Raw genomic sequence first — 20,550 nt, 5'->3', positions numbered from 1 at the left:
TTGTTAACTATATGGGGTGATATATATGTTCAATTTCGGTACACAAGAGTTAATTTTGGTATTGGTGATTGCTCTCGTGGTATTTGGACCGGGTAAATTGCCGGAGGTCGGGAAGGCGATCGGTAAGAGTATCAATGAGTTCAAAGGTGCCATGGGCGGCGAGAAGAAAAAAGAAGAGCCTAAGGCAGTCGATGCGGCGGAAACGATTGACGTGGAAGCAGGCGCTAAAAATGATAAGCGTCATAAAGAAGTATCGGATTCGTCCAAGGAAGCGTAACAAAAGCATAGAGGAGGTTTGGCTATGTGTAAAGAATGTGGATGTGAAAGTTCGGGACATATTCATCAGCAGGTACTTAAAGTGCCGGGAATGATGTGCTCTAACTGTGAAAATACGGTAAAGACGGCAGTGCTTGGTTTGGCCGGCGTTAACTCGGTAGATGTAGATCTTACGAGTAAGGATGTTAAAGTATCCTTTGATGCTCATCAGGTGACGATCGATGAGATTGCTGCCGCTATTGATGCTACGGGCTTTGAAGTCACCGAGATTAATAAAGCCAAGCATACTCATGGAGGCATTGTAGGCAAACTGAAAGGTTTGTTCAAATAGAAAATACGATTGTAATTGAATGTCGCAGAGACGGCGACAGCGGTTACCGTAAGGAGATACCCGTTGCGTGAGCAACGGGTATTTTTTATGAATAATGGATATGTTATGAATACCGTAGAAGGCAAAGAGGTGTAAGTACAATGATGCGTAAATTCGATGAAAAGAACTATACATGGGACGGGGTAGACACATTGGTGTACAAAGCAGACGGCAGTCCTTTTAAGGATGTAACCAGACAGGTGCTTTTTGATGGAGCTTTTGATATTCCCTGCCAGTTTCGTTATTTTGAAGTTAAGCCTGGTGGATATTCAACCTTGGAATACCATGAGCACACGCACATGGTTATGATTTTCCGCGGGCACGGACAATGTTTGTTGGGGGATGAAATAAAAGATGTTAAGGTAGGCGACTTCATTGAGATCCCCAGCCATACGATTCATCAATTTCGCGCCAATAAAGGAGATTATGTAGGATTTCTATGTTTGGTAAACAAAGATCGTGATAAGGTGAAATTATTGGATGATACACAAATGGCTGAACTAATGGCTAAGCCGCATATTAAGGCCTTTTTGGAAAGTTGCTGATACGATTGCGTTAGATTTCTACATGACTTGACAAAAAAGCTACATATCATACAGGCTACCTCTATAGTAAATGCTAAAATTTGTGGTATAATAAACCGTTGAACACTTGAAATCTTACATGAAGTATAGATTGCATAAGCGTGGAATAGAGAACAAAAAGGAATATAGCCTTAAGGAGGATTACTGATGATTCGCGAAAATCTTCGTAATGTAGCAATTATCGCGCACGTTGACCATGGTAAAACAACTTTGGTGGATGCGCTGTTAAAACAGAGCCATATTTTCCGTGAAAACGAAAAGGTTGCGGAACGCGTTATGGACTCTAATGACTTGGAACGTGAAAGAGGGATTACCATTCTTTCCAAGAACACGGCAGTTATGCACAACGATGTAAAAATCAACATCGTTGATACCCCGGGCCATGCCGATTTCGGCGGTGAAGTAGAACGTGTACTCAACATGGTTGACGGCGTACTGCTTTTGGTTGATGCATTTGAAGGTCCGATGCCGCAGACAAAATATGTATTGCGCAAAGCATTGGAACAGAAATTAAAGCCTATCGTAGTTATTAATAAAATCGACCGTCCCGACCAGCGTGTTAAGGAAGTGGAAGATGAAGTATTGGAACTTTTCATGGAACTCGATGCCGATGATGATCAGCTCGACTTCCCGGTAGTTTATGCATCCGCTCGTGACGGTATTGCCAAACTCAGCATGGATGACGAAGGCAAGAATATGGATCCGCTCTTCCAGGTATTGATTAAAGAAATTCCGGCGCCGAGCGGTGATATCGACGGCCCATTGCAATTCATGGTAACGACTCTTGACTATGATGATTATGTAGGTAAAATTGCTGTTGGTCGTATTGTGCGCGGTCGCATGAAAACCGGCCAGCAGGTAGCTATCATGAACGGTGAAAGTACACGAAAAGCTAAAATCGGTCGTGTATACACGTATAATGGATTAAATCGTGTAGAAACCGATGAAGCAGCTATGGGCGACATTATTGCATTCATTGGCATTGAAGATATTAACATCGGTGAAACGGTAGCGGACGTAGAAAATCCGGAAGCATTGCCGTCAATCTCCATTGATGAACCGACATTGTCCATGGTGTTCTCCGTCAATAACTCGCCTTTTGCCGGTCGCGAAGGGGAATTTGTAACCAGCCGTCACTTACGCGATCGTTTGTTTAAAGAAGTACAGACGAATGTATCTATGAAAGTAGAAGAAACCGAATCTCCGGATGCTTTCAAAGTATCCGGTCGTGGTGAGCTTCACTTGGCTGTACTCATCGAAACTATGCGTCGCGAAGGTTATGAATTACAGGTAGGGAAGCCGCGTGTAATTTATAAACGCATCAACGATCAGTTGTGCGAACCATTGGAACACTTGACTATTGATGTACCGCAGGAATTTATGGGAACGGTTATGGAAAACCTCGGTGCACGCAAGGCTGAATTAATTAATATGAATGAATTGGCCGGTTATCTTCGCATGGAATTTATTATTCCGGCGCGCGGCCTTATCGGTTTCCGCGCACAGTTCTTGACCAGCACCAAAGGTAACGGTATCATGAACCATGTATTCCATGGTTATGCACCGTTCAAAGGTGAAATCCCGGGTCGTACGCGGGGTGCTTTGGTAGCCTTTGAAGATGGTGAAACAACACCGTATGGCTTGAACTCTGTACAGGATCGCGGTACTCTCTTCGTGGGACCGAATGAACCGGTATATACCGGTCGCATCATTGGTGAAAATGCGCGCGAAATGGATATGGATGTGAATCCATGTAAGAAGAAACACGTTACCAATATGCGTTCCAGCTCCTCCGATGAAGCTGTTCGCTTGGTACCGCCGCGTATCTTCAGCTTGGAACAGGCATTGGAATGGATTAACGATGATGAACTCGTAGAAGTTACGCCGAAGAGTATTCGCATGCGCAAGACCATCCTTGATCGTGCTGCTCGTGCTAAGGCTGCTAAATCCGGTCGCTGATAAAAAGAACATGATGGCAGGAGTTGAAAAAGGCTCTTGGTATGATGGCGAATGTAAAGTGCGCACTAAGGGAATAGACTCCCTTGGTGCGCACTTTGTGCTATAGATAGTTAAAGACATAATCCATATAATACAAAGGAGCGGATAAGAAATAGGGTATTGACAAGATGACATTGGCATGTTAGTTGATGAGATTATGTTCAGTGTGCTAAGTAATGGCTCCGATTTAGAGCGAGGATGAGAGGTGAATTTGATGAAGCGTACAGGAGTTGTGACATCGCATACGGTACGTATTAACGATGAACAGTTAACGTTTGAATTGACAAGAAAAGCAGTGAAGCGCATTAATTTGCGCGTAGTAAAAGACGGAACGGTGAAGGTGTCGGCAGCGCCGCGGGTACCGCTACATCGCATTGAGGCTTTTGTAATTACAGAAGCCGATTTTATTCGGCGCGCTCGTGCGCAGCTGGCTATGGCGGCAATAAAACGACCGGATCCGTTTCGATACAGGAACGGAGATATTTTTACTGTATTGGGCACATCGGTAACTTTACGGATTCAATGGGTATCGGCGCCGAAAGAAGAAGGATACTATTACGATACGGCAAGCGGTGAGGTATGGTTGTATGTTGTGGCTGATGCCGACGAGGTACATCGGCGACGAATATTGGAGCGTTTTTGGCGTGAGTTGGGAAAGAAGACTTTTCCGCCGTTGCTTATGACGGTGTTGGAAGCGATGCGGCAACAGGGATACAAAGGGCCGGTGCCGGAACTGCGTATGCGTCGAATGAAAAGTCGCTGGGGTTCATGTATGCCGTCGCGACCCTGGATTACCATGAATACGCGATTACTGGAAGGACCGCACGAATATATTTATTATGTAATGGTCCATGAAGCAGCACATTTACTGAGGGCCGATCACTCACCGGCCTTTCATGCATTGGTGGCGCATGAGTTGCCGCAGTGGCCTATGCTAAAGAAAGCGCTTAATGACTATTTTAGAAACAAGCCTATGCTATAATAAAAATAGATTGTTTACGGATAGATTAGAAAAAGATAAAAACAATAAAGAACGAATAGTTTGAATCGAGGAGGGATGTCATGCGACCGTTTGTACATTTACACGGACATACGGAATATAGTTTAACTGACGGTATCAGCCGATTGCCGGAGTTAGTGGCGAGGGCTAAGGAGCTTGAGATGCCGGCATTGGCCGTAACGGATCACGGGAATATGTACGGTGCCGTTTATTTTTATAAAGAGGCAAAGAAGGCGGGGATTAAACCGATTATCGGCTGCGAGGTATATGTGACATCCGGCAGCCGATTCGATCGACCGGAAAGCGGAGCTAAGCGAGATCGATTGAAGCATTTAATTTTGTTGGCGGAAACGATGGAAGGCTACCGCAATATCGTAAAAATCGTATCGAAAGCATCTACGGAAGGATTTTTTTACAAGCCACGGGCGGATCATGAGTTGCTACGTACCTACAAGAATGGGATTATAGCTCTCAGTGCCTGTATTCAAGGGGAAATCCCGCAAATGATTTTGCAGGATAACCCGGAAGGGGCTAGGCGTACCTTGGAATGGTATATCGAAACCTATGGTAAGAATAATTTCTTTTTGGAAATTCAAAATCACGGCTTGCCGGAAGAGCTGAGGGCACAAGAGGCGTTGATTGCATTGGCTAAGGAATACGGCGTAGGATTGGTATGCTCCAATGATTTTCATTACGTATTGAAGGAAGATGCGGAAGCACAGGATATAAAGGTTTGCATTGCCACCGGGCGTAAACGGGATGAGGAAAATCGTTTGAAATTTCCTAATGATGAATTTTATTTAAAGAGTGGCGATGAAATGGCAGCCCTCTTTAGCCATGTACCGGAGGCCTTGGATAATACACTGGCTATTGCGGAGCGATGTAATGTAGAATTTAATTTTGATGAGCATCATTTGCCCCACTTTGATGTGCCGGAAGGGGAAACGGCGGCCACGTATTTGCGAAAGATATGTGAAGCCGAGGTGCCGCGCTTGTACGGTACGATGACGCCGGAGGTGGCTAAGCGTCTTGATTACGAGTTAGGCGTTATTGGTAAGATGGGCTTTGACGATTACTTTCTCATTGTATGGGACTATGTGCGATATGCGCGGGAACATGATATTCTTGTTGGCCCGGGGCGTGGCAGTGCGGCCGGTTCGGTAGTGGCATATTTATTGGGAATTACCGGACTCGACCCATTAAAGTATGACCTTCTCTTTGAACGATTTTTAAATCCGGAACGCGTAAGTATGCCTGATATTGATATCGATTTTTGCTATGAAAAGCGAGGCAAAGCTATCGAGTATGTAACGCGCAGATATGGGCAAGCGCGGGTGGCACAGATTATAACTTTTGGAACGGAAGCGGCTCGTGCAGTCATTCGTGATGTTGGTCGCGTTATAGATATGCCATTGGCGGAAGTGAATCGCATTGCCAAGATGATACCTAATGAGTTGGGGATTACCTTAACCAAAGCGTTGGCAGGCAAAGAATTGAAAGAGTTATATGCGACTAATCCGGCGGTTAAGGAATTATTCGACTTGGGGCTAAAACTAGAAGGAATTGCCAGGAACTCCTCCACGCATGCGGCAGGGGTGGTAATTTCTGCTGATCCCTTGGATGATCATGTACCGGTACAAAATTCCGGTGAAGATGGTGTTGTTACTCAATACGACAAGGATAATGTAGAAGAGCTGGGTCTATTGAAGATGGACTTTTTGGGTTTGCGCACCTTGACGGTAATGAACGATGCATTGGAGCTTATCAAGGCTAACCGCGGAGAAAGTATTGATTTGAATGCAATTCCTTTAGATGATGAGGCTGCCTGTGCTATGCTTCGTCGCGGTGAAACAGCCGGCGTGTTCCAGCTGGAGTCGGAAGGGATTACAAAACTGGTTATGGACTTACGACCGACACATTTTGAAGATTTAATTCCTTTGGTAGCGCTGTATCGACCCGGACCGTTGGGAAGCGGTATGGTAGAGGATTTTATTAAACGCCGTCACGGTGAGAAGGAAGTTACCTATCTTCATCCTTTGTTGGAACCCATCTTAAAAGATACTTTCGGTGTTATTTTGTATCAGGAACAAGTTATGCAGATTGCGTCGGCCATGGGCGGCTTTTCGCTGGGACAAGCGGATTTGATGCGTCGTGCTATGGGGAAGAAGAAGGAAGCCGTCTTAAAAGCGCAACGTGAGTCCTTTATTGAAGGCGCTATCAAAAATCAGATTGATGAAGATATTGCCAATGAAGTATTTGATTTGCTGGTGTACTTTGCCGGTTATGGCTTTAATAAATCGCATAGTGCGGCGTATGCGTATATTGCGTATCAAACGGCCTACTTGAAGGCGCATTATTTCCCGGAATTTATGGCGGCTACTATGTCTAGCTTTATGTCCAACGGTGATAAAATTTCTTTTTATATTAATGAATGCAAAAAGCATGGTGTGTCTGTGTTGGGGCCGGACATTAATTATAGTGAACGCACATTTGCCGTACAAAATAATGCGATACGATTTGGTTTGGGCGGTATTAAACACGTCGGAGAAAATGCTATTGAAGCGCTTATTGCGGAGCGACGTAAGGGTGGAGTGTATACATCCTTAGTTGATTTTTGCAAACGGGTGGAAGCCAGAGTGGTGAATCGTAAGCTGTTGGAAAGTTTAATTCGCTGTGGTGCTATGGACAGCTTTCGGGAAAATAGGAATCAACTATTAGCTATTCATGAACGTGCGCAAAGCATGGGGCAGCGCTTGCAAAAGGAAAATGCGCGCGGTGCGGTTAGTCTGTTTGGAGAAGAGACGGCGGTAGAAGAGATTACGGCGCCGGTGTTGGAAGATTTATCCGAAGAGGAAAAACTGCGTGATGAGAAGGATTATACCGGTTTTTATATTACCGGTCATCCGTTGAATGCATTTGCCGAAGAGATGAAAGGTTTATTTGAATTGGGGCGTTTGCGGGAAGAAGCAGAGCGTTATGATGGAACGAAGGTTACCGTCGGCGGGCTCATTGTCAATAAGGTAGATCGTATGACGCGACGCAATGAAGTGATGTCGATTATTCAAGTAGAAGATTTTTCGGGAACGGCGGATATTGTTACCTTTCCGCAGGTGTATCGGCGGGATCAATATTGTATGGCTGTAGACATGGCGGTGCGCGTTGAAGGGCGTATTGATGCTGACGAAAAAGGCGTACAGATTATTGCTGAATCCGTGGCTCCTTTGAAGATTGACTACAGTCGGGCGAAAGGCGTGGTGTTGCATATTCGCCCCGGTTATGATACAGCAGAAGCTAGCACTAAATTAAAGGACCTGCTTATCTCGGCCGATGGGGAGGTGCCGGTAGCATTTTATTTGCATCGCCAGCGCAAGCGTATGGCTGTGGATAAAGCCTATTATTTTACACCGGGAACAAGTATTTGCCGTAAAATAGAGGAAATTTTAGGTCCTCAAAGCGTAGAAATAGTGCAAGGTAACATAGTATAATGAAGCCAATATAAGACATAACGTGCGATTGGTAAAGAGGTGTAAGTGATGGATAAAAAGACAAAGATTGTATGTACCATAGGGCCCAGTACAGATGCACCGGGCGTATTGGAAGCAATGCTTCGCGCAGGTATGAATGTGGCACGCTTTAATTTTTCTCATGGCAGTTATGAAGAGCATGCTGCGCGTATGCAAGCGGTGCGAGATGCATCAAAAATTACGGGAATTCCAGTTGCAATTATGCTGGATACTAAGGGACCGGAAATTCGGTTGGGACATTTTAAGAATGGGAAAGTACAATTGGAAGCCGGCAAGCCCTTTACCTTGACTATGCGTGATATAGAGGGGGATGCTACTATTTGCTCCGTAAATCACAAAGGTTTAGTGGATGATGTGAAAGTAGGTAGTCGCATTCTTCTGTCCGATGGTTTGGTAACGCTTACCGTGGATGCCATTGAAGGAACGGAAATACACACAACTATCATGAACAGCGGGCCTATGAGTGATCGTAAACGCGTAGCTGTGCCGGGTGTAGCCCTTAGCTTACCGCCTGTGTCGGACAGTGATGTTGCGGATTTGCGCTTTGGCTGTGAACAAGGGGTAGACTATGTGGCGGCCTCCTTTATGCAGCGCGGCACTGATGTGGTAGCAATCCGCCGAGTTCTGGAAGAGGAAGGTAAGGACATTAAGATAATTTCCAAGATTGAAAATGAAGAAGGCCTTACCAATTTGGATGATATTCTGAAAATGTCCGACGGTCTTATGGTAGCTCGTGGGGATCTTGGTGTGGAAATTCCGGCAGAGGAAGTACCGGTGCTACAGAAGATGATGATCGCCAAGTGTAATCATGCGGCAAAGCCGGTTATTACAGCAACGCAGATGTTGGAGTCTATGACGCAGAATCCACGACCTACAAGAGCGGAAGCCAGTGACGTTGCCAATGCCATTTTGGATGGTACCGATGCGGTTATGCTTTCCGGTGAAACGGCTGGCGGTAAATATCCGGTAGAAGCGGTGGCTACGATGGCACGTATTGCGCGAGTGACGGAGCAATCTGCTTTGTATTGTGGGGCTGATCACAGTCTTCAAATTTCTGAAGCACAAACGACGGATGCCATCAGTACGGCGACGGTAAATGTAGCCAAAGCCTTAGAGGCAGCAGCCATTATTACATGTACGGAAAGCGGTAAAACAGCGATGAGTATTTCGCGTAATCGACCGTCTGCTAAAATTTTGGCGGTTACGCCGCATGAAGAAACGATTCGGCGATTACAATTATATTGGGGTGTAGAAGCAGTACACGGAGCAGCGCACAGTAATTCAGATGAGATGGTGTATAGTTCCATCAGTGCTTCTTTGGCAGAAGGACATATCGAGCCGGGGGATTTGGTCGTGATTACTGCCGGCGTACCGTCCGGTGAATCGGGTACAACCAATATGATTCGTGTTCATGTAGTCGGACAGGCGGTCTTGTCAGGAAACGGTGTTGGTAAAGGGGCGGCTACCGGCCATGTATGCTTGGCGTATAATGCAAGCGAAGCACAAAGCATGTTCCGCGATGGTGATATTCTCGTTGTTCGTACGTTGGAACCGGAGCTTATGCCGCTTGCCAAACGTGCCGGTGCCATCATTTCGGCAGAAGATGGCTACACATCGACGACGGCTATTGCCGGCATTAACTTTGGAATTCCCGTTATTCTTGGTGTAGATGATGCGGAACGCGTATTGAAGAACGGTATGGTTGTTACCGTTGACGGACCGCGGGGAAAAGTATACGAAGGAATTGCTAACGCACGTTAGGTATTTTAGTTCAAGTCCTACATATAGATAGTGCAAGTCAAGTCTTATGAATGATATTGCTCAATCTGTATGCAGGACTTTTTTTACTTTAATGGTGACCATCAATAGAGCGAAAGAGAATGATATTGTTCAATCTAACTGTGGGGCATCTGTAATTCAGTGAGTAATGAGTAGACATAATCTTCGATGCAGAGATTGTGCCGTATGGTATAATGTCAATAGGAATTACAGGAAAGGAGCCGGTTATGAATCGCAAAGAGTTACAGCAAGCGCTGGAAGCGTTGACTCGAGAGGAAGTCAATCGCGTAGGGTGTGATACAAAGAAGCCGCATAAGGTGGCGTTGGTATATCCGAATACATATTTTGTGGGTATGAGCAATTTAGGCCTGCAAATTATATATGAGGAAATCAATGAGCGCGAGGATAGTGTGGCGGAGCGCGTATTTTTGCCTTCTAAAAAAGAAATGGAAGCGTATGAACGAACACGGACGCCGCTTATGAGTGTGGAGTCACAGCGTTATCTTTGTGATTTTGAAGTTATCGGTATCGATATTACCTTTGAAATGGATTATTTTCATATTCCGTGGATACTGAAGGCCGGTCAGGTAGCGGTACGAGCCGAGCATCGCCGCGAGTATGATCCGATTGTCATTGGCGGCGGACCATGTGCCACCTTCAATCCGGAACCGTTGGCGGATTTTTTTGATGCATTCATTATAGGTGAAGGTGAGGGCGTTATCAGCGAGGCATTGGAGATTATTTATGATGCACGGCGTAATGGTGTAGCACGGCAAGAGTTGTTGCAGAAGTTATCAAAGATAGCGGGGATATATGTACCCTCTTTGTATGAACCGGTATACGGAGAAAATGGCGTGTTTGCAGGCTATCGGGCTGAAGAAGGAGCTCCTCGTCGAGTATTGCGACGACATGCGCCTTTGGTGCGGGGCGGAGAAACGGTAGTGGCTACGGACTTTACGGAATTTGGTGCCATGTATATTGTTGAGGTTGCCCGTGGTTGTGGTCGTCATTGCCGTTTTTGTATGGCCGGGTATTGTTATCGAAAGCCTCGGGTTCGTCCATTGGAGATATTAAAAGCAGGGGTAGATCGAGCGGCTGAGTTGGGCAAAAAAGTGGGGCTCATGGGGGCGGCAATTTCCGATTATCCTGAAATAGATGCGTTGGTACGCTACATTCGCTCAAAAGGATTGCGCTACTCCTGTGCATCGCTTCGTGCCGATTCATTGACCGCAGATGTAGTTCAGGGATTGGCAGATAGCGGACAACAAACGATTACCATTGCGCCGGAGGCAGGAAGTGAACGCTTGCGTCGGGTAATTAATAAAGGGATTACCAATGATGACCTACGTCATGCGGTAACGTTGGCAGCCGGTGCAGGGATACCTCATATAAGGTTATATATAATGGTGGGACTGCCTACAGAAACAGAGGAAGATATTGATGCGATTATCACCATGGCCGAGGAAGTGCAAGCGCATATGGAAACGGTCGGTTGTCACGGGCGATTAACGCTGAGTGTGAATCCGTTTATTCCCAAGCCGTTCACTCCTTTTCAGTGGATGCCTATGACGGATAAAAAAATAGTTGCCAAACGTTTACAGCGTTTAAAGAAAGGCTTGCGGAAAAATCGTCGCATTGAGGTATTGGTGGAGTCGCCTAAGGAAGCATACATTCAAGGTGTATTGGCTCGTGGGGAGCGCCGTTGGAGTAAGGCTATTGCATATGCAGCAGAGCGAAACGGAGTTAAAAGTTTTCTTGAGGCCTGTGAGGAGCTTGACCTATCTATGGAAGATGAGCTATATCGCTCACGGTCGGAATGTGAACCGCAGCCTTGGGATATATTGGATATGGGCTTGCGTGATGATTATCTAACCGAAGAATGGCATCGTAGCACGGAGGAAGCCTATACGGCACCTTGCTGTGATGGTTGTCGGCGATGTGGTGTATGCGGTCGAGAGGTGTAATATGAGAAGTATTTTACAAAATAATAACCGAACGGTGGTGTACGAAGGTGCATCGGATTGGTTGAAAAGTTGGTCTTTTGAAGCGGCCGTTAACTTGAGTCAATTTCCATTGATGCACGGTGTTACACGACGTTTTGGCGGTGTATCGAAGGGGTGCTTTTCCTCCTTTAACCTAGGTTTGCACGTGGAAGATGAAATAGAGGATGTGTGGGAAAATCGGAAGCGACTGGCCAAACATTTAGGTGTTACGCCGGATGTTCTCACCTGTGGTCAACAGGTACATGGCTTAGGGGTAACTGAAGTAACGAAAGCGGACATCGGTAAAGGAGCGTTCGCATTTGATGCAGCGATTCCCAACAGTGATGCGATTTTTACTTGCCTTAAGGAAGTCCCGTTATTATTGATGGTAGCGGATTGCGTGCCGGTACTTCTGTATGATGCTGTGCATGAAGCCGTGGCATTGGCACATGCAGGCTGGCGAGGGACTATTGGACATATTTCGGTGCTTACCCTAGAGGCTATGCACAGTGCGTATGGCACGGAACCGGAACACTGCTATGCGTATCTCGGGCCGTCCATCGGACCTAAATCTTTTGAAGTAGAAGAATCCTTGGCCGATACGTTTCGCATGGCAAAAGCCGGATTGAAACGATTGGTAACATATCATCGTCGACCGGGGGCATCCGTGATGACTCCGCATATCGACTTGAAGGGATTTATTGCAGATGATCTTTTAAATTGGGGTGTTCCGTCGTCTCATATTACGGTGTCGGCTACGGATAGTATGACTAATGCAGGGTGTTATTCGCATCGTAGAGATCATGGTCATACCGGTAGGATGGCGATGTTTGCTAAGTTGATTAAACGGAGGTAAAACATTATTCTATACATTACCGATAAGTCATAGTATAATGAGGACATATGCAAGTAGATTTACGACGATTGCCGGAAGGCAATTGTCTGTGAGGAGGCTTATAGATGATCGAAGCAGCGTTGAAAGAAGTACGCCGGCGGATGGATGAGGCAATGGCCAGGGCCGGGCGCGTCGATCAGGCGATGTTGGTTGCGGTTACCAAAAACCACCCGGTCAGTGCTGTGGAAGAAGCGGCACAGTTAGGCGTGCGTGTAGTCGGTGAAAACCGCGTACAAGAGGCGAAGAAAAAAATATTGGCCTACAAGGGACCCGCATTGGAATGGCATCTCATCGGTCATTTGCAGGTAAATAAAGTGCGACAGGCGGTACCGTTATTTTCCTTGATTCATTCTGTAGACAGCTGTAAGCTGTTGGATGAAATCGAGCGTGTAGCGGCTAAGCATGATAAGGTGCAGGATGTACTGTTACAGGTAAACGTAGCTCGCGAGGCAAGTAAATCGGGTATGGCGGTAGAGGAGTTTCCGACGGTACGCGATTATGCTAATACCTTGCCCCATGTACGGGTACGTGGCCTTATGTGCATGGCGCCGTTTTTTGAAGATCCTGAGGAGGCACGACCTATATTCAGGGTAGCCGACGCACTGTATGAAGATATGAAACAGTATTTTCCCGCCGGACAGATTAAGTATTTGTCAATGGGAATGACGCATGATTTTGAAGTAGCTTTGGAAGAAGGCGCCAATATAGTTCGTGTAGGTACGGCGATTTTCGGCGAACGCGTGTATGACTAACGGCGTGTACATGTAGGAGGGTACATAATGGGTTTATCTTGGAAGGGCATTAAAGATTATTTCACAGGTAATGAAGCAGATGAGTACGGCGATGACATTTATGAAGAAGAGGAAGGTACGGATTATGAACCGGTAGCACCGGCTCCGGTAGCAACTCCGACACCGGCATCTTCGTTTCGTTCGTCTAAGACAGGAGGCTATAATTCAGTGGCAACACGTCCGACAGCAATGAAAGTAGTCGTTGTAGAACCTAAAGTGTTTGAAGACTCGCAGAATATTGTCAATCATTTACGGGAAATGCGCCCGGTAGTCATTAACTATGAAAATACGGATCCGCAAATCGCGGCTCGCATTGGTGATTTTGTGTGCGGGTCTACCTTTGCATTGGATGGTAAATTGGAAAAAATCGGCAAGGATATTTTTATTTGTGTACCGATGAATATTACTGTTGATTACAGTGATACGGCGTATGCAGATTTATCCGATAAATTAACCTGGAAAGAACCGCAGTTATAATCTGTTAACATATGCGGTTATCATAAAGACCGGGTATGATTGCTTTGTTACAACAGGTATTAGATAAGTAGATTAGATTGGTAGTAAGTAACTGAGTAATATAGTAGGAGCTGATGAAGGGTGAAAAAACGTATTCTATTCATAGGCATCGGTGCGATGGGCGGTGCCGTTTTGCGTGGATGCCTTACATCAGGAGCAATGACGGACGCGGATGTAGTAGGTGTGGTTAATACAAAGATACATGCTAAGGCATTAACCGAGGAACTCGGTATTCCTGTATCGGCAGAACTTAATGATGTGGATAGTGCTGATGTGATTGTACTAGGAGTTAAGCCGCAAATATTGCAAAGTTCGGTATTAGCACAGCTATCGAAGGTAAAAAAAGATTGCCTTATTATTTCCATGGCAGCCGGTATTCCATTGGGTACATTAGAAGGAGCTGTTCCGCAGGCTATATGGTATCGCATTATGCCTAATATGCCGGCTGCTATTGGAGCCGGTTTTGTGGCAGTAACGGCCGGCACAAAGGGAAATGATTGTTTGACGGCGTGGGTAACGAATCTGCTGAACTCATTAGGTGAAAGTGCAGTTGTGTCCGAAGCGGATTTGGAACGGCTAGGTGCTCTTGCCGGAGCTGGTCCGGGATATGCCTTTGTTATTATGGATGCGTTGTCCGATGCCGGTGTTCGTATCGGCTTAACGCGGCGTCTTGCGTTGCGTGCGGCAATTCAAACGTTATACGGTGCCGGCCTTATGGCTATAAAGACAGAACAACATCCTGCTGTATTACGTGATCAGGTAACCTCACCGGGAGGTACGACAATTGCCGGTATTGCCGCTATGGAAAAGGGCGGCTTGCGCTCAGCTCTGCATGACGGTGTGGTGGCTTGTTACCAACGAGCACAGGAACTGGGGAAGAAAGAGAATTGAAGGATAAAGAAAAATTAATTAGATATTTTGAAGCATCCGGTAACGGTGAGGCGGCACGGCGCATGCTTGATTTAGCTGAGCAGGTTGTAGCAGGTAAGCCGTATCGGGTAACGGAGTTCATGTCGCCGGCAGGGCTGACAATTGCCGATGCGGTACGGGCACAGTATCCGCAGTTGCGTGTTGAGTCCGGTGGTGGTTATGAAGGCGCGGAACGCCTGCGTGTGGCATTTGTTGATGCCGCTTATCAGGGACCTGTTGACTTAGGGTTGACAGCATTGAAGGTGTCGTGGGATCCGCGATTTCGTTTGTTGACACATCGAGATGTATTAGGGTCTTTAATGGGACTTGGCATTGAACGAGATCATTTCGGCGATATTATTATGCGATCCGGCGGTGCGCAGCTTATTGTAGATAGCACCGTGGCGGATTATGTAGTGTCCAATTTTACAAAGATTGCTATGGTTAGCGTTAGTGTGGAGCCTATGGACATTTCCGAACTACAGCCGAAGGAAGAAAAAATTAAGGAAATACGTACGACGGTGGCATCACTTCGCCTTGATGCGGTAGCGTCATCGGGGTTCAGTGTATCGCGGACCAAGTTGGTAAGTGCCGTAAATGCCGGCTTGTTACAGGTGAACTGGCAGCCTGCCAAAGGACCATCTCAAGAGGTTAAGGAAGGCGATGTGATTTCTATGCGAGGTCGCGGTCGCATGAAGGTGGAAGCGATTACGGGTACGTCACGTAAAGGGCGTATCGGCGTGTATCTGAAACGATTTATGTAATAGGAGGCGTACCATGATTACACCGATGGATATACATAATAAAGAATTTGAAAAGGGCTTTCGCGGCTATGACAGCGATGCAGTAGATGCTTTTTTAGCGGAGCTCGTGCGCGACTATGAAACATTGTATCGCGATAATCGAGAAATGACCGATAAAATAGAACAACTGGAAAAGCGGTTGGCGCAATACGAGCAGATGGAAGCTACCATGAATAATACATTGGTGTTGGCGCAAGAAACCGGCGAAAACGTAAAAAATGCAGCGCGCAAGGAAGCTGAACTCATTGTGAAGGAAGCTGAACAGCAACGGAATGAAATTATGGCATCTGCAGAACGATCCGTGCGTGAAGCACAGGCTAAGCATGCCATTATACGCAATGAAATTTCGGTGTTTAAGGCCAAGGTAGAGGCGCTTTTGCATTCGCAGTTAAAAATGGCGGAAGGGTATGTGTTGGAAGTCAGTGAGGTGCCTACAACACTGGATGAACGCCATGTTGCCGCAGGGCATACGGAGGCAGGGTCAAAGGATGATATGTTGGCAGCTGCTATTATGAAGCAGTCTGCCGGTGAAGTGTAGCGGTGTAAGACTGTTACAATATAGTCGCATACGGAAGATGTCAATCGGCTTGATTGTATCAAGCCGTTTTTGACGTATTATGGCACATATGAAAATTCGTTATATGTAATGTGCGCAGATAGAAATTATCATGGTATCGGATACGAAGCGGAGGAGTATGTTATGGTGATGTTGGAAGTGACGATGAAAAATCGCCCTTGCTTGGTAGTAGGTGGCGGCGCGGTAGCGGAACGGCGCATAGGGTTACTTCTTGCAGATGATGCAGACATAACTGTTATAAGTCCGGTGGTAACGGATGCTATTGAAAAGTGGGCTGAGAACGGTGAAATCAACCTGGTTCGGGAAGGCTACGAAAAAGGTCAACTGACACAGGCTGATTTTGTGGTTGTCGCCACGGATTCGACCATGCTTAATAAGCAGTGTGCAGAAGAAGCACGGGCGATGGGCGCATTGGTTAATCGTGCCGATGATAACAATGACTGTGATTTTGTATTTCCCATGACGGTACGAGAAGGTGCTTTGACGGTGGCAGTAGCCGGCGATAAGGCAAGTCCTCGCCTTTTAAAATTAGTGGGACAGGATATTCGGCAGCGGTATCGTTTGGTGGCAGCGATTATGCCGGCGTTAAAAGAAATACGTAACGAGGTCAAATTACTATTGCCTACATCGAAGGAACGTCAAGTATTTTGGCGGAAGCATTTCGGTGAGGCGGAGTTGACCCAGATTATAGAAGGAAAATGGAAACTGGTAGAGGAGAAAGTAAGATATGCAGTTAGTCGTATTGGGATTAAACCATAGAAGTGCACCAGTAGCGGTGCGAGAACGCTTTTCCTTCGATAAAGAAGAAGTGAAGGATGCGTTAAAACATGTATACGAGCATGAAGCGGTGGCGGAATGCGTACTGCTGTCTACCTGCAATCGCACGGAACTATATGCGGTGTTGGAAGATGTAGCAGAACCGCATGATTTTATGCTGCAGTTGCTGAAGCATATCAAGGGCGCCGAACAGTTGATTACGGATGATCAATGGTTTTTCTTTTATGAAGGAAGGGAAATGATTGCCCATTTATTCAATGTAGCATCCAGTTTGGATTCCTTGGTTATCGGTGAAGGCCAAATCCTTAGCCAACTCAAGGTGGCCTATATCACGGCATATAGTCAAGGCCTTACGGGACCTATTTTTAATATTATATTCCAACGTGCTATCAGCGTGGGTAAACGGGTGCGGACGATGACGGGCATTGCTAATACACCGGTGTCTGTCAGCTATGCAGCGGTAAATTTAGCTGAGGATGCATTGACTAAGCCTATGGAAGACGCAAAGGTACTCATTCTCGGCGCCGGCACAATGAGTGAATTAACGGCTACGCATTTACAGTCGAAGGGCGTTAAGAGTATGTTTGTATCGAATCGTACGTATCATAAGGCAGAAGAGTTAGCCCGACGTTTCGGAGGCAAGGCCATTCACTTTGATGCTTTTGCGGAACAAGCAAAGGATGCGGATATTTTAATTACTTCTACCGGAGCACCCCATTATGTGATTGGACCGGAACAGGCAAAAGCCATTGCAGAGGAACGTGGCGGTGAACCAATCGTTATGATTGATATTGCTGTACCTCGCGATATTGATCCGGAGGTAGCGGATATTCCCGGTGTGTATCTCTTCAATATTGATTCTTTGGAAAGTGTCGTAGAGGAGAATAAGCACCAGCGCGAGGCGGAAGCAGAAAAGGCAAAGCCGATTATTGCAGAGGCTATCGGTGATATTGAAGAAAAGCTTAGTTACCTGTCAGTGCGGCCGTTAATGGTGCTTTTATCGGATAAGGCAGAACGGATTCGTCGGCGTGAATTACATAGAGCTATGGCGAAATTTCCCGATGCTACCGACAGGGAACGTAAGATAATGGAAAATATGTCGCGCATGATTGTGCGCAAGTTGTTGCGGGAACCTATGATTCGCTTTGGTGAAGTAGCCGGTAAAGATGAAGAAGGCGAATATTGGAATTTATTCCGCGATATGTTCGATCTGGAGAAGGAGAGGCGTTCACTATGAGAGAGGTTATTCGTATCGGGACTCGTCAAAGTGCACTAGCACTGTGGCAAGCAGAGTACGTCGCAGAGCGTCTGCGCATATTGTATCCGATGTGTCGAGTTGAATTGGTACATCATACTACAAAAGGTGATCGCATTCTGGAAAAACCGCTAGCAGAGATTGGTGGCAAAGGCTTGTTTACGGAAGAATTGGAAGCTTCTATGCGTAGCGGTGATGTTGATATCGCGGTGCATAGCTTAAAGGATATGCCGACAGAGTTGCCGGATGGCCTTATTTTGGGAGCTATCACAGCTCGTGAAGTACCTTGTGATGTCTTGGTGTCTCCAAAATATAAAACATTGGATCAGTTACCACAAGGCGCTAAGGTAGGGACCAGTAGCCTGCGTCGTCAGGCACAGCTGTTGCACCAGCGTCCGGATTTAACGATTTGTATGCTTCGCGGCAATGTGCAAACTAGATTACGCAAATTGGATGAAGAAGGATTTGATGCGATTGTATTGGCCCAGGCCGGTCTAAAACGCTTAGGTTTAGAAGATAAAATAACACAGGTGTTTACGGTGGATGAACTTATTCCTGCTGTAGGGCAAGGGGCACTCGCTATAGAATGCCGTAGTGATGATGAGGAAATGTTGCGTTTGTTGGAACCGTTGAATGATGAAACGACGATGTGGTGCACACGCGGCGAACGTAGTTTCCTTCGCCAGTTGGACGGTGGCTGTCAGGTACCGATGGGGGTGCATGGCACGGTGCGCAAAGGTCAACTTACATTAAAAGGAATTATGTGCTCTTTGGATGGCAAGACTTGTTATGAGGGCGAAATGTCCGGACCGCAAAAGAGTGCTGAGATTCTAGGGCGTAATTTAGCAAAAGCTTTATACGAAGAAGGCGGCAAGAGCATTATTGAAGATTTGGTTCAGAAGGGAGTCCTATAATGGCAGGTGTGGTGTATTTAATCGGTGCCGGTCCCGGCGATTATAAACTCATTACTGTAAAAGGCAAGGAGTGTATTGAAAAAGCAGATGTCATCATATACGACTATTTGGCAGATACACATCTTTTGCGGTGGGCACGACCCGATGCGGAGCTGATTTATGCAGGTAAGCAATGCAAGAATCATACGCTGCATCAGTATGAAATTAATGAAATTCTAGTTGATAGAGGTTTAAAAGGTAAGACGGTGGCACGTTTAAAAGGTGGTGATCCGCTAGTATTTGGACGTGGCGGTGAAGAAGCAATGGCATTGGCCGAAGCCGGTGTGCCATTTGAATTTGTTCCCGGCGTTACTTCCGGTATTTCAGCGCCAGCTTATGCAGGAATTCCGGTAACACAGCGAGCTATGGCGACTTCCTTTGCCATTGTTACCGGTCATGAAGATCCGACGAAAAGTGTATCGGGTATTCATTGGGAAGGATTAGCTACAGCAGTGGATACCTTGTGCTTTGTTATGGGGATAGGTAATTTGCCGCTTATCTCTTCAAAGCTGATAGAGCATGGTCGTCCGGCTAATACACCGGTAGCGGTTATTCGTTGGGGCACTAAGCCCATCCAGGAAACCTTGGTATCAACATTAGAAAATGTAGCCTATGATGTAGCTAAGGCAGGTCTAAAACCGCCGGCTGTTGTTGTTGTAGGCGATGTGGTAAATCTCCGAGATAAGCTCAGATGGTTTGACACAAAACCACTATTTGGAAAACGTATTGTAGTAACGCGAGCACGCTCCCAAGCCAGTGCATTAGTATCACGGTTGGAGGAGTTAGGTGCCGATGTTGTTGAAGCAGCTGCAATTCGAACAGAGGCATTACCAATAGATGTAGCAACGGCAGAGTTAGTGGCGAAGGCAGGTTCCTACAAGGTGATAACCTTTACTTCGGCTCAAGGTGTTCACTACTTCTTTCAAGCATTAGAAGCACAACAGTTGGATAGCCGCAGCTTGGGTCAGGCAAAGATATGTGCTATCGGTAGTGCTACGGCGAAGGCGTTAAAAGCGAAGGGCCTATTAGCGGACATTGTGCCGACTAACTATCAGGCAGAGTCTGTAGTGGAAGCATTGTCACCGGTAATGACTGTCGGCGATAAGATGCTTCTCATTCAGCCGAAGGTAGCGCGTCATGTTATTGAGAAGGGTCTGACTGCGCAGGGAATTACTGTAGATGTAGCTCGTTTGTATGAAACCGTACAGGACACGTCGCGTCGTGAGCTTTTGAGAGATCATTTAACGGCTGGTGATGTGGATTATATTACCTTTACCAGCTCTTCCACAGTGACGAATACCTTGTCGTTGCTCGGTGAGAATGCAAAAGAACTGATGACCAACGTACGCGTTGTTTGCATTGGACCTATTACGGCAGCTACCTGTGTAGAAAACGGCCTTACGCCGGATGTTATTGGTGAGACCTTTACTATCCCGGCCATGGTAGATATGATTGTAGCCGATGCGACAGCTGGTGTATAAATTGTGCAGTAAGATATATATGTAAGATATGGGCAGTCAGCCTCGGGTTGAGGTCCGAGTGTCGACTGTTTGTAGATAAT

General features: G+C 46.3%; 18 protein-coding genes. All 18 read left to right on the top strand.

The window, feature by feature from the left end; genetic code table 11:
* Positions 1-25: 25 nt before the first annotated feature.
* The 18 genes from G344_RS12190 to cobA all read left to right on the top strand — a co-directional run bounded on the left by G344_RS12190 (position 26) and on the right by cobA (position 20,470).
* The gene (locus G344_RS12190) at positions 26-277 is read left to right on the top strand and encodes a twin-arginine translocase TatA/TatE family subunit (protein ID WP_028254614.1); all 252 of its coding nucleotides are present in this window, start codon (positions 26-28) and stop codon (positions 275-277) included.
* A gap of 24 nt (positions 278-301) precedes the next feature.
* Positions 302-607 carry a heavy-metal-associated domain-containing protein gene (locus G344_RS0101315; RefSeq protein WP_028254613.1) on the top strand — a complete coding sequence of 102 codons (306 nt, stop codon included), beginning with the start codon at positions 302-304 and terminating at the stop codon, positions 605-607.
* Between the two features lie 140 nt (positions 608-747).
* Positions 748-1,191, top strand: coding sequence for a cupin domain-containing protein (locus G344_RS0101310; RefSeq protein ID WP_028254612.1), 444 nt, complete (start codon positions 748-750; stop codon positions 1,189-1,191).
* 186 nt (positions 1,192-1,377) lie between these two features.
* The gene (gene typA / locus G344_RS0101305; RefSeq protein ID WP_028254611.1) at positions 1,378-3,189 is read left to right on the top strand and encodes a translational GTPase TypA; all 1,812 of its coding nucleotides are present in this window, start codon (positions 1,378-1,380) and stop codon (positions 3,187-3,189) included.
* A gap of 253 nt (positions 3,190-3,442) precedes the next feature.
* On the top strand, positions 3,443-4,210 hold the full coding sequence (locus G344_RS0101300) for a M48 family metallopeptidase (protein WP_038154679.1): 768 nt from the start codon (positions 3,443-3,445) through the stop codon (positions 4,208-4,210).
* A gap of 80 nt (positions 4,211-4,290) precedes the next feature.
* A complete protein-coding gene (locus tag G344_RS0101295) occupies positions 4,291-7,713 on the top strand; it encodes a DNA polymerase III subunit alpha (RefSeq protein ID WP_028254609.1) in 3,423 nt (1,140 codons plus the stop codon).
* A gap of 48 nt (positions 7,714-7,761) precedes the next feature.
* Complete coding sequence (pyk, locus tag G344_RS0101290) at positions 7,762-9,513, top strand: pyruvate kinase (RefSeq protein ID WP_028254608.1); 1,752 nt, start codon at positions 7,762-7,764, stop codon at positions 9,511-9,513.
* A 245-nt stretch (positions 9,514-9,758) separates the two neighbouring features.
* The gene (locus G344_RS0101285) at positions 9,759-11,495 is read left to right on the top strand and encodes a radical SAM protein (RefSeq protein ID WP_028254607.1); all 1,737 of its coding nucleotides are present in this window, start codon (positions 9,759-9,761) and stop codon (positions 11,493-11,495) included.
* 1 nt (position 11,496) lies between these two features.
* On the top strand, positions 11,497-12,369 hold the full coding sequence (gene pgeF, locus G344_RS0101280; protein WP_051245641.1) for a peptidoglycan editing factor PgeF: 873 nt from the start codon (positions 11,497-11,499) through the stop codon (positions 12,367-12,369).
* 104 nt (positions 12,370-12,473) lie between these two features.
* The gene (locus G344_RS0101275) at positions 12,474-13,160 is read left to right on the top strand and encodes a YggS family pyridoxal phosphate-dependent enzyme (RefSeq protein WP_028254605.1); all 687 of its coding nucleotides are present in this window, start codon (positions 12,474-12,476) and stop codon (positions 13,158-13,160) included.
* A 27-nt stretch (positions 13,161-13,187) separates the two neighbouring features.
* On the top strand, positions 13,188-13,676 hold the full coding sequence (locus tag G344_RS0101270) for a cell division protein SepF (protein WP_028254604.1): 489 nt from the start codon (positions 13,188-13,190) through the stop codon (positions 13,674-13,676).
* A 120-nt stretch (positions 13,677-13,796) separates the two neighbouring features.
* Positions 13,797-14,606, top strand: a complete 810-nt coding sequence (proC, locus tag G344_RS0101265) for a pyrroline-5-carboxylate reductase (RefSeq protein WP_038154676.1) — start codon at positions 13,797-13,799, stop codon at positions 14,604-14,606.
* Entirely contained in the window at positions 14,603-15,388 is a 786-nt protein-coding gene (locus G344_RS0101260) for a YlmH family RNA-binding protein (RefSeq protein WP_028254602.1), read from the top strand. The genes proC and G344_RS0101260 overlap by 4 nt, the downstream gene beginning before the upstream one ends.
* Positions 15,389-15,401: 13 nt before the next feature.
* Positions 15,402-15,965 carry a DivIVA domain-containing protein gene (locus G344_RS0101255; protein WP_028254601.1) on the top strand — a complete coding sequence of 188 codons (564 nt, stop codon included), beginning with the start codon at positions 15,402-15,404 and terminating at the stop codon, positions 15,963-15,965.
* Positions 15,966-16,127: 162 nt separating this feature from the next.
* Positions 16,128-16,763, top strand: a complete 636-nt coding sequence (locus G344_RS0101250) for a precorrin-2 dehydrogenase/sirohydrochlorin ferrochelatase family protein (protein WP_028254600.1) — start codon at positions 16,128-16,130, stop codon at positions 16,761-16,763.
* Positions 16,732-18,018: a glutamyl-tRNA reductase gene (hemA, locus tag G344_RS0101245; RefSeq protein ID WP_028254599.1), complete on the top strand. Its 1,287-nt coding sequence runs from the start codon at positions 16,732-16,734 to the stop codon at positions 18,016-18,018. The genes G344_RS0101250 and hemA overlap by 32 nt, the downstream gene beginning before the upstream one ends.
* Positions 18,015-18,950, top strand: coding sequence for a hydroxymethylbilane synthase (hemC, locus tag G344_RS0101240; protein ID WP_028254598.1), 936 nt, complete (start codon positions 18,015-18,017; stop codon positions 18,948-18,950). The genes hemA and hemC overlap by 4 nt, the downstream gene beginning before the upstream one ends.
* On the top strand, positions 18,950-20,470 hold the full coding sequence (gene cobA, locus G344_RS0101235; protein WP_028254597.1) for a uroporphyrinogen-III C-methyltransferase: 1,521 nt from the start codon (positions 18,950-18,952) through the stop codon (positions 20,468-20,470). The genes hemC and cobA overlap by 1 nt, the downstream gene beginning before the upstream one ends.
* Positions 20,471-20,550 lie beyond the last annotated feature (80 nt).

This window comes from Veillonella magna DSM 19857, assembly GCF_000428745.1.
Classification (GTDB): Bacteria; Bacillota; Negativicutes; order Veillonellales; family Veillonellaceae; genus Veillonella_A; species Veillonella_A magna.
Note: the sequence above shows the minus strand (reverse complement) of the source record. Positions and strands in the feature narration are given on the sequence as shown.